This window comes from Paenibacillus sp. FSL W7-1332 (genome assembly GCF_037969785.1).
Classification (GTDB): domain Bacteria; phylum Bacillota; class Bacilli; order Paenibacillales; family Paenibacillaceae; genus Paenibacillus_AQ.
In genome coordinates, this window is the sequence record NZ_CP150209.1 from 4203015 (window position 1) to 4216644 (window position 13630).

Consider the following 13630-nt stretch of genomic DNA (forward strand, 5'->3'; position numbering starts at 1 on the left):
AGAATAGAGACAACCTCCCCCCTCCTATGCTCATAAGCAAGGGGAAATCCCTTCAGGAATGATCATTCCGGTTTCCTGAAAAAAAATAGGTTTACAGCATCTCGAAGACCGCATCCATCATACCATGTACTTTATTAATATCGCTTTTGATTCTGGCCATTACGTTAATGCTATGGTTGAGGTTCAGCAGCAGGTACGATAACATTTTAATATCTTTCTCCGGGGCTATTTCTCCCGTTTCTTGCCCTTTCTTTAACGTATCATAAAACAGCTGCTCCAATTCCGTAAAGCTTTGGCGAATCGTATTCTGCAAAGGCTCATCCACCGTATCCAAACCAACGGAAGCATTCGTAATCAGACATCCATTAGGGAAAGCTTCGCCGTGCGTGGCAAAAGCGTTCATGATATGCAGCTCGAAATACTGGCGGATTCCCGCGACCGCAGAAGTTGCATGTATCATTTGATCACGTTTTTTTTGCGATATTTTTTTATAATATTGGATGGCTTCGTAATACAGCGTCTGTTTATCCTGAAACGTTTCGTACATACTGGATCTGCTCAACTCCATGGATTCCAATAAATCCGGTATGCTTGCAGCCTCATATCCTTTTTCCCAAAAAACGATCATGGCTTTGCGCAGTACTTGCTCCCGGTCAAATTCTTTGGTCCGTCCCATCGATACTCCCTCCTTTTCTACATGAGTATATACCAATCGGAACGAACATTCCAGTATTTATTTTTAAACAGCAGAGGACGTTCAAAATGATACGGACTGAGATGATCTTCAAACGGCCTTGGGTTTCCACAATGAAAAAGAGAAACGTCATCGTCCCGATGACCTTTCCCCTCATTCGTCTATTTAAATAGATTTTCGATGACCCCACGATCGAAGTCGTTTACAATTTTATATTCCTTGCCATACCTTTTGTGATTGCTCGAACCGTTATGGATTCGCACGTATTCAGGGCTTAAGAAGAATACAGAGAAGGTCGGGCCATTTCGGCCCTGAAACCAAACTTCATATTCTTCGCTACCGTAATCCACTCTGCTGGTTTTACGTAGTTTGACTTCGGAAAAGCTGTTCATAATCCGCTCAATCTCCGCAGGATCTGTAATTTGTATCTCTTGCTCGTTCGAACGGAACCGATTTTTCCTGACGCTCATATGGCTTATGATCTTAGGCTCAATCAATTGATCGAGCACCATCTCCTTAAACGATGTTCTGTTTTGAGACGCCGAATATATCGTTGCGCTAATTAGAATCAGGACACAAATTGCCAGAAAGATATACCATGTACGCTTGTTCAGCCGCCATCTCCTCCCTCGTCTCGAAATAAAGCGTCCACTTTGATTATAACATCAATCACAGCCCAGAATTATCCAATATCCCAACCATATGTAAACAACATATAACCATGCTTGTTCTATCCTATCCTCCCATTTAGGATGACTGGAATTCGTCGATCAACGAAACCCCATGTATAATCCGCATCCTGCTATCCATTAAAAAGTCGCGAGTCCAATCGTCTGGTTGACTTAAATCCCAGCTTCGGTGCATGCCGACGACTACGATAATTTCACGCAGCCTCAGGAAAAGCCCCAACTGATCCCTCCAGCCCTCAGGCATTTGACGGTTATCCTCTGTATAGCCTCGCTCAAAATGTTTCATGAAAAGCTCGTACTGCGCCTTTCGTTCAACTTTAGAATCTTCCCCAAACACATACAGCAGGTAATATAACTGGATCGCAATGTCTTCGACATACCAACTATACTGACATTCGTCGAAGTCGAAAAGCGTTAATTCCCCTGATTCATCAACCATAAAATTTCCTACATTGATATCTCCGTGTATCAAACCGAAATTATCAGTAGTAATACGGAGACTGGACAACTGTCTCTTAAGATCATCAAGCGCAAGAAGCATGGGTAGGTGCTCTTCCGGTATATATTTTTGGGCCTGTAAGAGGTATTCATTGTTTTCCCAAGTGTGCCTTTTTACCTTTTGGTTGTAACGCTTCGACAGTTCATGGAGACGGCCAGTCACGCGTCCACATTGTTCGTAAAGTAAGGGATTGCCTAGGCATTCCGGGTATCCGATTTTACGACCAGGCGCATATCTGAAAGAGGTCACGTAGAAATCAATATGAGTTCCTCGGATTCGTTCGAAGTCGTTTCCATTCATCGAAGATATCGAGTCTGAGACCGCCAGCCCATTCTTTGATAGATAACGAATCCATTCTAATTCAGCTGCAAGTTCTTCTCCTGTGCGATGAGTGCTCGCTGTGAAACGGAGGATATATTTTATATCATTGCGATCATAGGAATATATAAAGTTTTGAAATCCTCCAAGGAAGGTCAGCTCCTTGGAGCTGACTCCGAACCGCGCTGCACCTTCATTGGCATGTTCGTCCAAGAACATTAATTTTACGTTTTGGTCCATACGCCCTCCTGTATGCGAATCCATATTCTTATGCTCCATAACGGCGCGATATACGTATATAAAATATTGTGAGCCAGCATCCATGTCAATACCACCATAAGAATCGGACGGATGCCGGGCATGACAAACACCTGACGGATGGTCATTCTTTGATTTGCAGGCTGCCCGGGATAGTCCGGCACCTGCCACAGAACCCATCCAATTAATACGAGAGTCAGCAGAGACATGAGTCCGAATACAAGGCGCCAACCAATGAGGTCACCGAGCAAGGTGCCCACCGGCACACCGAGTGTAAGAGCTATCGGAGTGCCAACCATCGCGACTGCTAAGGCACGGCCTCTTAAAGCATCCGGAACCATACGCCGTACGTACCCGGCAATCATCCCCCATGCGGCACCCGCAGATACGCCGGCAAAAAATCGAGCGACCAAAGTCAATACATAGCTGTTAGACAATGCGGTCATCGAGTTGAAGATCAAAAAACCTACAATAATGGCTAGCAGAAGCGAACGTCGTCTCATCCCTCCGGTAAACATCGCAAACGGGATTGCCGCCACAATGGAACCCAAAGCATAGGAAGTGACGAGCTGCCCGGCATCCCTGTCGTAATATTCAAACCTCCCGCAATATGCGGCAGTAAACCCGCCGGAATGGTTTCTGTAAAAATACAAATAAATCCTGTCATCGCAAGCGCGAGCAGTGCTAACCAAGGAAGCCTGGCGACGGGCATGTTGCCCGTTTGTGCCGTACCCTTAGAAGATAATAATTGTGACAAAATGGTTTCCTCCTCAAGAGCAAATTAATTATGAATCGATCATTCCACATATTAGATTGACCCTTCTCTCTTGTCAAGGACTTCTGGATCGATTAGTATAGAATTAGATAAAGGAGGGGCATTTATATGGCACGAACGGGACGTCCACGCGCTTTTAACCGTGACGAGGCAGTTGCTGCCGCCATGCTTCTGTTCTGGGAACACGGCTACGAATCCACTTCGCTAGCTCAGTTGCGTGCTGCCATGGGCGATATTTCTGCAGCGAGTTTTTATGCCGCTTTCGAATCAAAAGAATCCCTGTTCCGAGAAGTGATGGATCAATATATCTCTACTTATGGACAAGTCTCTGAAAGTTTCAGGGATACAAACCTGACATCAAAAGCGGCTATCGAACAAGGACTGCGACGATCGGCTCGAATGCAGACAGAAAGTTCCCATCCTCCCGGTTGTCTGTTGGTTTTGTCCGCCGTGAACTGTTCACCCGAGCAACAACATATCCGCGAGATGCTTGCCAAGGAACGGGCCAGGGTCCACGGTTGGCTAAAAGATTGTATCGAGCGGGCCGTAGCCAATGGAGAGTTGCCGGATTCAACGGATATCCCCATGCTGGTAACCTTATTTGAAACATTTCTGCAAGGAATATCAACGCAAGCCCGGGACGGTATTTCATACGAAGCAATGGATGCTGCCATCACTCAACTGATGAGCGTATGGGATGCCTTATCGACGCAGTCAGGCTAACGAGAGCATCATTTAACCATTAATGAACAATAAACCTGCTAGCCATAGCTAGCAGGTTTTGTTTTCTAACCATGCTTCATCTGTTGCTGAAAACCCGGTCTTTTCAGAAAGCATCGCATCCATGACGCGTATGCTCACCCGTATTTTTTCAGCCATCAAGCAGTGTAATGAGCTTTTGCAGGAGAGCAGGCTCTTCGTTTTGGAATTCATCGAACCGAAGCCTCAGCCGATCAAACATTTCGTGGTCTTCGCGAAGTTCATGACGAATGTACTGATCTCTCAGCTTCATCGCCCTTTTGGTGATATCCTTGTAGCCAGCCACCAGCTCTTCGTCATACGGGATGATCCCCTCGTCCACCAAGTATCCGATCCGCTCGCTCATCATTTTTTTATGTTCCCAGAGCACATGAAGGTGTCTTACATCGTTACGGTCACCGAGCCGGGAATCGTTGCCCTCTGCGGCATCATAGTACAGCCGTAAATAGTCGTATACCTTGATTCCGAATGCTTCTTCGTTGTCCGAATTGTAATTGATCCGGTTGAGACGGGTCTCTCCGTTTAGATAATCGCGAAGTTGGTCAATCGCGGCCGTTTTATCAAAAGGATATGGAGAATGCGGCTCGTATTTATAAAAGTAAGTATGATGATCGGCCGTGAGCTTCTCCTTTAGAAGATGCCTCATGGACTGAACGGCGTCCTGGAACTCCCGGAACGGGATCTGCAAATTGCGGTATACTCCCGTATGATCGAACATCGACGCATTGAAGACCCTTTCGTCCCAATCGTAACCATATAGGAAAAGATGATGCGGGAACGGCTCTCTCTGATAGGAGGCCGCAGGCGATAACCTGGCTTCATCCAAAAACACAACGCAATAATAGCCGTTTCGGATCTGATCCGCGAAAAATTTCGGCCAAGCGTCCAATGCCAAACTCTCCAGAATCGTATAATTGACCGAGCAGGTGAGAAGAAACGGGTTGTTGAAATTCAGTTCGTTGGGCTTGCCCCGAAAAAAATCAAAGTAGTACTGCCTGCCGTCCTCCAGAAAGTTTTTTTTGCAGAACAGCTGGATAAAATTGCTGTAAAACCAAGGCTTCGTTTCTTCATGGATGCTGGTGATGGAAAGTGTGTAGGCCCACCGCAAAAATCCTTTAAGCGGCGGATTCACCACCGGTAGCTGAAACGCGTTCATCTGATTCTCCTCCTTTCTTACAAGTGATCCGGAATCGTGATAGCAGTCTTCCGACGATTTAACCCGACACATCTACTTCCTTCTCTGATGCGAGAATGCAAGCTCAGCTTTTTCGCCCCACCAAACTGCCGGATTAACTGCTCGCGCTGCTGTAACCTTTCACGGCCTGTTTCCAGAGCAGCCGAACAGCTGCAAAGAGCAGAAGCGAAGCGATCAGCGCCAAGCCCGCATGGAGCCAGTTAATCTGCCCAAGCAGAAACATTGGTCCGAAATTGGTAATAAGGAACAGAGGAATAACAAAAGTCCCGACCCGCCGGACCCAGGCCGGGTATATAGCCATAGGGAAATTGTTGGCGTCCCAAACGGAATGCGCGATCTCCGACACAGAGCCCGTCTGGACGAACCAGAATGAAAGCAGCGCCGGGATAATCATCAGGCAGTAAGTGATGACAACGGAGACGAGCAGCAGCAGGGCAAACCCCGCTAGCTGCAGGAACGTCAGCGGAATATCCATCGCATGCCAGCCGATGCCGATCATGACGAACCCAACCAGAATATCAGGGATCGGCAGCGCCAAATCGACGTAACGCAAGGAAGCCATGAACTGAAGGGATACCGGCTTCGTCAGCATGAAATCAAGCGAGCCGTCTTTAACATATTCCGGAATTTTCATGAAATTTGTAAAAAACAGGCCGACATAAATTCCGGTCACCACCGTGTGCATGCCTATAAATAGAAGCAGCCCTTCGGGCGGTATGCCATCAACATGAAGATCGGTACGGAACACGACCAGCACATATAGCAGCTTGGCAAGCAGGTAGACGGATTCGACCAGCAGGCTCATCATAAAATTGCCCCGAAACTCCATTTGGGCGATGAGACAATTTTTGATGAATAAACCGTACAGACGCATGTATTTCCTCGTGATTTTAAACATATGCAACGTCCGCTACCCCCCTGCTGCCGAATATTTCTTCATGGAAATGCGCCACGTCAGACGGGATAACCAGAAGAACAGCAGAATCCACCCACACTGGACGAGCAGCCCTTGGTACATAGCCGCCGCTTCCGCTTTGCCGCTGAGGATATTGACCGGAAAATAAATCGTGTACGGGAATGGCGTATACTGAAGTGCCTTCACTACCGACTCCCCGAAGATCTCGAGCGGAAACATGCCTCCGCTTAAAATATTGACAAGTAAACTTGTAATGACAAAAAAATAAGAGATCTCATGCAGATAAAATGCACTCGCGCAGATGCAGTAAGCGATCAGAAAATTGAGCAAAAGCGCCCCCGACAGCGTAACCGCGAACAAGATCAGGCGTATGGCCTGGAGCTCCAGCACGCCACCAGCAGATGCGAACCCAATAATTCCGAAGAGCAGCAAAGCCGTAATCCCGTAGTAGATCGCCTTCTGACCGAAAAAAGATACCAGCCGATATCCGAAATAGCTGACCGGTTTGATCAAATACTTGTTAAGACCGCCGTTTTTGATATCGTCGGCAATCTGGTGCTCGAACTGAGTCGCGATCAGCTTGGACACCAATCCCGCCAAGATCGTATACAAAATAATTTGACCGTACGAATACGAGAACAGCGCAGCCTGACCGGAATGCCGGTACACCGCCGTCCAGATGAAATACTGGACAAGAATCGGAAACGCGGCCCCCACTAGACCAAGAAAAAAATGAAAACGGTACTCCATCGAATGCTGGACGCCCATTGAAAACACAGCCTTATACAATTTGCGTCTGTTCATCCGACGGATTCCTTGCGGTAGAGCATCGATATGCTCTCCTCGATCGCCACGTCCTCGATCGTCCAATCAACGATCGGAAAGGAATCGAGCACGGCACGCGACACTTCCTTCAACCTGTACTTTGGCAGCTCCAAAACAGCGTTGTAGTCGTCTGCGCTGACGATTTTCCCGAATTTGGCCAACCGCTGCTCGGCAACGGGTTCGGAGAAATGCAGCCTTATAATTTTCTGCTCGTCAAAAAGTTCGTTGATTTTGTGAAGATCACCGTCATACAGAATACTGCCTTCATTAATAATGATCGTCCGCTTGCACAGGTCCTCCACATCCTTCATGTAGTGGCTCGTCAGCAGGATCGACGCACCGAACTGTTCATTGTAGTATTTCAGAAACTCCCTGACCTTCTTCTGCGAGGGGAAATCGAGGCCGATCGTCGGCTCATCGAGATAAAGCAGCTTAGGGCGGTGAATCAGAGCGGCGATGAGCTCCATTTTCATCCGCTCCCCAAGGGACAGCCGGCGCACCTGCACATCCAGAAGGTCCTGCACATCGAGCATTTCCGATAGCTCGGCAAGACTCCGACGGTAGAGATCATCGTCCACGTCATAAATACATTTGTTCAAATAAATCGACTCGCTGGCGGGAAGGTCCCACCAAAGCTGGTTTTTCTGGCCCATCACAATGGAGAACAGCCGTTTGAACTCGTTCTTTCGCTCCCACGGCACATAGCCGAGTACAACGGCTTCCCCGCTCGTGGGATATAGAATGCCCGATAACATTTTAAGCGTTGTGGTCTTGCCCGCCCCATTGGGCCCGAGAAATCCGACACACTCGCCGGGACCGATATCGAAGGAAACGGATTTAACCGCTTCCTTCACCAGTGACTTGCGGGCAAATAAATTTTTTAATGAATGTTTGAGCCCGGCTTGTTTCCGGTAATACACAAACGATTTGTGCAGCTCCCGCACACGGATAAAATCCATCTCCGATCCTCCCAAACGTTTGCCTGATTTGCCTGATTGAACGGCATAAAGTTTAAACGCTTAAACTCCATTGTTATAAAGAAGTACGCATTTTGAGCAAATCGGCATCAGACCGCAGGCCAGCACCTCGCGCTGTTTCCGAAGATCTTCACCATGAAAAATATCCGCTACGCTATCTTCATACAGATTGCCGACGCTGAATTCCGGGAAAAACTTGCACGGATTCACCTTGCCGTCCGGCATTACGTCCATCCGGTTCGAGATCGAGAAGCACTTTGTGCGGTTCATGGCCGGTTTCTCGCTTCCCCGGATAAACCCTTCCACCTCTTCGGGCTCCAGTGCGGGCTGATAGCGTATCCGTACATTCCATACACGCGAATTGACACGTTTCAGCTCTTCGATCAGCGTGTCGAAATGGTCCGGCGAGATATGGAACGTGAAGGAGTGCCAGCTGTTCTTGTGGTCGTCCGCGAAGCGGGAGGCAAGGTGCGGGAAATGAGCATCGAAGTAGGCGTCCATTTTCTCCGCCGTCCCGGAAGGGATGTACCAAGGGAAGCAGAAATATACCGAATCTACGCCCATCTCTTCGAAGAATTCCATAAAGCTGTATAGCTGGCCGACCATCTGGTCATTTACCGTCAGAGCTACGGACACTTTGCCTTTGTACAGTCCCTGCTTTTGTAAATCCAGCAGCAGCTCTATGGCGTGGATCACTTTCTTGAACGTGCCTTTGCCTCTGATCGCGTCATTCTCTTTCTCGAAGCCTTCCAGGCTGACCAGCATGACCAGATTTTCTGACATTTTCAAGATGGAATCCAGCTTCTTTTCAATGAGGATCGCGTTCGTACAAATCGTTGTGTAACGGTCTTCTTTGGCCAGCAGCTCCGCCAGTTCATCAAACTTGGAGTAGAACAGCGGCTCCCCGCCCCACAGGAATACGCGCGATTTGCGTTCTCTCGTTTCGGCCAACAGCTTCTCCACGACAGGAATCTCGATTTCGTCGTTCTTTACTTCTTTGGCAAAGCCGTGATGGAAGCCTTCCGGATTCCATTCGAAGCAGTGCTTGCAGCGCAGGTTGCAGCCGTTATTAAGCTTGATCCCGATCTCATAAGGCACGGGGGCCGCATATGTCGGATCCTCCTTGAGCTTCCTTCCCGTTTCCGCGAGCGGCACCAGGGTTCTTTTCATATTGCGGAATGTCAGTTTATCAAACGTAACTGCTGTTTTCGGCTGCATAGATGTTCCTCCCATAATGGTTGATTTTGGATCGCTGCTCCAGCAAACATCTGCAAATCTCCTGCAGTTTAGGTTTTGAAAAATCCCGTGCTTTCCACTCCGCAAAACGGATACCGAAACCACGGGATTCCCAATAGGCTGAATTGTGAAGCTCATGGTCGCCGAACGGTTCCAGCATAACAAAAGGGATTCCGAATGCCAGCGAGTCGTTCAGGGTCGCTCCCCCCGGTTTGCTGATGATTGCGGCGCAATTACGCATCAGGTCCGTGTAAGCGGAATAACTCCCGAGCGGAAACTCCCGAAGAACACCATCTTGCCGGACATAACGAACCATCGGCGGAAACGTGTGACACCCCTGCGCATCCTTGCTCCACGGATCCCAGGAGGCCTCCGTTCCGAAATAGCGCGTAACCCCGTCGTCCTCCTTCACCTCGGAGGGATCATATGCGATCACATCAAGGCTGTGGCCGAGCTTTTGAAGTTCTGAGATCGTCCCGGCATAGGTCCCGATCCCCCAGCCACCGCCATGGATCAGAATGCGTCCGGTACGCTGCGCATAAGGCAGAGGTGCTTCTTCGTCCGTAGCAAGGTAGCTGCCCGGCGAGAGCTTTGAAGGATCGTAGAACCAGACGTTGTCGTAGCTTAGGTATAATTGCTTGTGCACCTTATAAGACGGTGTATCAATCGCATCCAGCCGAATCAGTCGGATGTCCAGGGGGATCTCCGCAGCTTCCTTATAACGCTCCAGAATCGGCAGCCAGAAGCCGGTAAAGACCACAAAGCGGGTGACACCGGCCCGTTTCCAGCCTTCCAGCATCCTCCGAACCGTCTCCTCGTCCAGAGAAGAGTCAACGGGCTTGGCCAGCTTATGCCCCATACGGGCAACGGAGAAATCCGCGTGGAATGCTTTTTTGGTGGACCGAATCTTGTGCCGGACTTCTTCGTAATACAAGTTCTCCAGAACTTGAACGTCTGTTCCGACACCTCTGCTCTGCAGGTACATGTGTAGATGCATAGCCGGAATGTATGCGCCAAGAGAATTCCCGGACGCCAGCAAGGTAACCGAAAATGAATTCATGGGCAGCCTCCAAGTTCCAGTTTTAGTTGTACACTTTAACGGACAAGTCGGCGAGCACCTGCCGCAGGCTTTCGACCAGTTGGCTGCGGTGTCTGTCGTCACAGCCCACCACCGATACATACAGCCGCCCCTTCGGTACGCCTCGGTTGTTCTGTGCTCCTTCGGCGATACGGCGCCGGTTCAGAATCTCGTTCACCATGACGGTATTGGATGATAGCGGTACGATCCCGTAATCCCCGGGCGTTGTCAACAAAAGACCGGATTCGCGTAGAGCCTGCAGGAGTTTCCCGAATGTGAAGCCTTCCGGAAGACCGAGAGAGAAAAACGTAAGCCAGCCGGTATGGCCGTATGATTCCGACCATTTATCGAGATAGGCGTTAATCAGTCCCATGGACTTGCGGGCATTGATCTCCACAATGGAAACGACTTCTCCGTCTTCCAGTATCATGGAGTCAAAGCAGACGAAGCCGTGATAGCCGTCCTCGACCAAAGCCCGGAGCGCTTTCTCCATCACGGTAAAATAACCGGCGTTCTCAAGCATGCCGATAAAAGCTTCATCGGCTTTGATAGACCCGCTGTAGTTTTGCTGGTGATTCATCATCCGCTGTACGGAGATGAACTCCGTCTTTCCATTCTCCCGGATGAACCAGTGGGAACTGAAGTCGGTCACCTTTGGCAGCAAGGGCTCCTGCAGGAATTGAACCCGCAATCCGCTCCCCTCCTGTTTATGCAGATGCTCCGCGATCCTTCGCTGCATGGCTTCGCTGTCGATGAGCAGGTTGCCCTTGCCCGAAACACCGAAAGGGTCTTTCAGCAAATATGGCCCTCGTTTCAGAAGGGCAGTTCCAATTACCTCTATTTCCGCAGCGCTGTTTGCCTCCACGCCGCAGCTTTTCTCGCCAATTCTAGTCAGAAGCCTGCTCGAGTATATTTTGGAGTTCACACGTACAACCGTCTCCATGTCCGGTAATGAATTAAACGGTTCGGCAGCATGAAGGTAAGTTTCCGTTTCTGCTGTAATAGCGTAGGGCGATAAAATGTGTGCGGCGTTGGAGAACAAAGTCTCATCCGGTGATTGCCTTTGCCGTAAATCGTTAGCGGCATATATGGAAGGGATCGATTCCGGCAAGACCACACCCTTTGAATAACCGGCAGTCTGCAGCATCCTGTTTGCCGGAAAAAGGTCCTGGGTTTGTTCGGCTGCAAGGCTGAACAAACACTGTTTGAACACGTCCGATCCTGGTAACGATTTATCCTCTTCGTTCAAATCAAAGTGATAACGGGTCCGAAAAGAAAAACCCAGTCCGTTCAGGTATTCGTGCAGCGCAGGATCGATTTTGCAACGCGTGTAAAGGACGTCGTCCGGCCCGCAAAATGGAAAAAGCAGCTCGTCCATACATAGGACAATCGATTCTCGGTCCTTATCGGGCATCGCGGGCAGCCGGGCCAGCACCGGATCCCTCCAGCGCGTTTCGGGATCGAAGGTACCCATCGCGATTTTCGGAATCACACCAGGTTCATGGTTTGACATCTTCGTACAGAGGCTGCTCCTGCGATTGGCAGCTTTTCAGGAAAGTGATAAATGTGTCGATCGACTGGAGGTGTTCGTAATCAAATTGGTCATAGTCAATGACCACGTTTAACTGATCTTCGACTTTGAGCATAAACTGGATCATTTGCAGAGAATCGAGGCCTATATCGTTGTTTAGATCCGTTTCGGGGGACAGGCTTTGGCGGAGTTCCGGTTGGTCTTCCTTGATAGAGCACAAAATGTCTACGATTTTATCGTACATGACTACACTCCTTTAAAGGGTTGATATACGAGGTACAACCGAATCCTTACGATTAGAGATTCCATATGAATACAAACTCCTTAGACGATTCCCTCCTTTTTCCATAGTTACAATTATTATCTTCCCGGTGTTAAAATCTGTCAACCAAAAATATAACTGGATTCGATAGAGTAAACATGGCCGAATGCTGCGCCCGATCTCACGATAAAAAGGAGCTGTAACCTCAAAAGGTCACTAGCTCCTTCTACTTATGACGTAGCATATGCGTTACAGTGCCTTGGCAACAGGAAACCAGCCTGGGACACTATTTTAATGTTTCGTTTTGGTATGTCCATTTTCTGTCCAGGCATTGTAGCTTTAATCCGTCGCGGCCTCTTGCTCTTTCGGAAGCGGCATGCCCGCTTCAACCAAGCGTTTGTTGCGTGCGAAGAACACAGTAAGCACGAGTATAAACAGTCCGGTACCGACCAGCAGCCATTCAATTTTGACCACGTCGGCAAGCGGTCCGAATATCAGCATCCCGATGGGCATCATGGAAGTCGAGATCATCCCGAAGACACCGAATATACGTCCCAAATAATTTTCATCCACCTTCTCCTGCAGCATGACGGTGGTCGGCGTATTAAATATGGGCATCGCTACTCCGAACACGGCCATGATGGCTAAGTAAATCCAGAATACAGGGACAATGCCGAGCGCAAAAGTGGATACCGCCATGATGAGGCTGGCAATCGCCATCGTATACACTTTATTTTTGAAGCCGCCCCATGACGCGATGATCCCTCCTCCTGCCATCATGCCGACGGAAAACGCGATCTCGATTGCGGTCAAGCGCCATACGTCGTCACCGAAGCTGCGGGTAACCTGCAGCGGAGTCAGAAAGGCTGCTGGTGCCATAAGCACAAAGAAAATAGCGAAGAAGATAAAAAAGGATTTTAAAAAGGCATGCTGTTTAATATACGCTAAGCCCTCCTTGAAGTCGTCCAGGTAGCCTGTGCTTTGCGTATCAGATGCCTTTTTGTGCAGCGGAATTTTGAGAAAGACAAACAAGGTGAATATCGCGATCGCAGCCGTAACGACGTCGATAAAAAAGATCACCTCGATCGTTGCCATGATGAGCAAAGCCGCGCTGACGATGGGCGCTACGAACATGGTCAGCGCTTGTAAGCTGCCGTTGATGCCGTTAACTTTGGTTAGCTTCTCTTGCGGCACGATTTGAGGCAATATCGCACCGACCGCCGGTGTCTGAATGCCTGCCCCGAGTGCGCGTACGGCAGAAATGACAAACAGCAGCCAAACCGCTTGGTAGCCAAGCATAAACGTAATGGCCAATATCAGCGTAACCACCGCGATCATAGCATCCGCAATCATAATGAGTGATTTACGGTTGTAGCGGTCCGCCCAAACGCCTGCAAACGGCGACAGCAAAAACGTCGGAACGAATCCGCAAATAATATACAGCGTCATCATGAGGCCTGACTGCGTAGTCAGTGTAATGTACCACATGATGGCATATTGCACCAAGGCAGAACCAAACAGCGACAGTGTCTGGCTGCTTAAGAAGAGAATGATGTTTCTCTTCCAATGGATTTTCTTGTCATCTACGATTTCTGACATCGTCCCACCCTTTCGTGTA

Annotated in this window: 13 protein-coding genes and 1 pseudogene; 1 reads left to right on the forward strand and 13 read right to left on the reverse strand. The window is 49.0% G+C overall.

Annotated elements, in window-relative coordinates; all coding sequences use genetic code 11:
• Positions 1–91 precede the first annotated feature (91 nt).
• The 4 genes and pseudogenes from MKX98_RS18755 to MKX98_RS18770 form a co-directional block, all read right to left on the reverse strand.
• Positions 92–676 carry a TetR family transcriptional regulator gene (locus MKX98_RS18755; protein WP_339217759.1) on the reverse strand — a complete coding sequence of 195 codons (585 nt, stop codon included), beginning with the start codon at positions 674–676 and terminating at the stop codon, positions 92–94.
• A 179-nt stretch (positions 677–855) separates the two neighbouring features.
• Positions 856–1164, reverse strand: a complete 309-nt coding sequence (locus tag MKX98_RS18760; RefSeq protein ID WP_339217761.1) for a hypothetical protein — start codon at positions 1162–1164, stop codon at positions 856–858.
• A 277-nt stretch (positions 1165–1441) separates the two neighbouring features.
• Positions 1442–2440: a phosphotransferase gene (locus MKX98_RS18765; RefSeq protein ID WP_339217763.1), complete on the reverse strand. Its 999-nt coding sequence runs from the start codon at positions 2438–2440 to the stop codon at positions 1442–1444.
• A 41-nt stretch (positions 2441–2481) separates the two neighbouring features.
• Positions 2482–3170, reverse strand: a pseudogene (locus MKX98_RS18770) (MFS transporter); the annotation flags it as partial.
• Positions 3171–3341: 171 nt separating this feature from the next.
• Here MKX98_RS18770 and MKX98_RS18775 point away from each other — a divergent pair.
• Positions 3342–3956, forward strand: a complete 615-nt coding sequence (locus tag MKX98_RS18775; protein WP_339217765.1) for a TetR/AcrR family transcriptional regulator — start codon at positions 3342–3344, stop codon at positions 3954–3956.
• A gap of 148 nt (positions 3957–4104) precedes the next feature.
• On the opposite strand, the gene MKX98_RS18780 is transcribed toward MKX98_RS18775, so the two are convergent.
• The 9 genes from MKX98_RS18780 to MKX98_RS18820 form a co-directional block, all read right to left on the reverse strand.
• Positions 4105–5148 (reverse strand): hypothetical protein, encoded by a 1044-nt coding sequence (locus MKX98_RS18780; RefSeq protein ID WP_339217767.1) that lies wholly within the window; start codon positions 5146–5148, stop codon positions 4105–4107.
• A gap of 133 nt (positions 5149–5281) precedes the next feature.
• Positions 5282–6085, reverse strand: a complete 804-nt coding sequence (locus MKX98_RS18785; protein ID WP_194543104.1) for an ABC-2 family transporter protein — start codon at positions 6083–6085, stop codon at positions 5282–5284.
• A gap of 12 nt (positions 6086–6097) precedes the next feature.
• A complete protein-coding gene (locus tag MKX98_RS18790; protein ID WP_194543105.1) occupies positions 6098–6907 on the reverse strand; it encodes an ABC-2 family transporter protein in 810 nt (269 codons plus the stop codon).
• A complete protein-coding gene (locus MKX98_RS18795) occupies positions 6904–7887 on the reverse strand; it encodes an ATP-binding cassette domain-containing protein (RefSeq protein ID WP_220684944.1) in 984 nt (327 codons plus the stop codon). The genes MKX98_RS18790 and MKX98_RS18795 overlap by 4 nt, the downstream gene beginning before the upstream one ends.
• A gap of 60 nt (positions 7888–7947) precedes the next feature.
• A complete protein-coding gene (locus MKX98_RS18800) occupies positions 7948–9123 on the reverse strand; it encodes a radical SAM protein (RefSeq protein WP_339217770.1) in 1176 nt (391 codons plus the stop codon).
• Positions 9095–10201: a hypothetical protein gene (locus MKX98_RS18805; RefSeq protein ID WP_339217772.1), complete on the reverse strand. Its 1107-nt coding sequence runs from the start codon at positions 10199–10201 to the stop codon at positions 9095–9097. The genes MKX98_RS18800 and MKX98_RS18805 overlap by 29 nt, the downstream gene beginning before the upstream one ends.
• 22 nt (positions 10202–10223) lie before the next feature.
• The gene (locus tag MKX98_RS18810) at positions 10224–11732 is read right to left on the reverse strand and encodes a hypothetical protein (RefSeq protein WP_339217774.1); all 1509 of its coding nucleotides are present in this window, start codon (positions 11730–11732) and stop codon (positions 10224–10226) included.
• Positions 11719–11994: an acyl carrier protein gene (locus MKX98_RS18815; protein ID WP_071220754.1), complete on the reverse strand. Its 276-nt coding sequence runs from the start codon at positions 11992–11994 to the stop codon at positions 11719–11721. Before MKX98_RS18815 ends, MKX98_RS18810 begins: the two co-directional genes overlap by 14 nt.
• Before the next feature lie 357 nt (positions 11995–12351).
• Positions 12352–13611: an MFS transporter gene (locus tag MKX98_RS18820; protein WP_194543110.1), complete on the reverse strand. Its 1260-nt coding sequence runs from the start codon at positions 13609–13611 to the stop codon at positions 12352–12354.
• Positions 13612–13630: the final 19 nt, after the last annotated feature.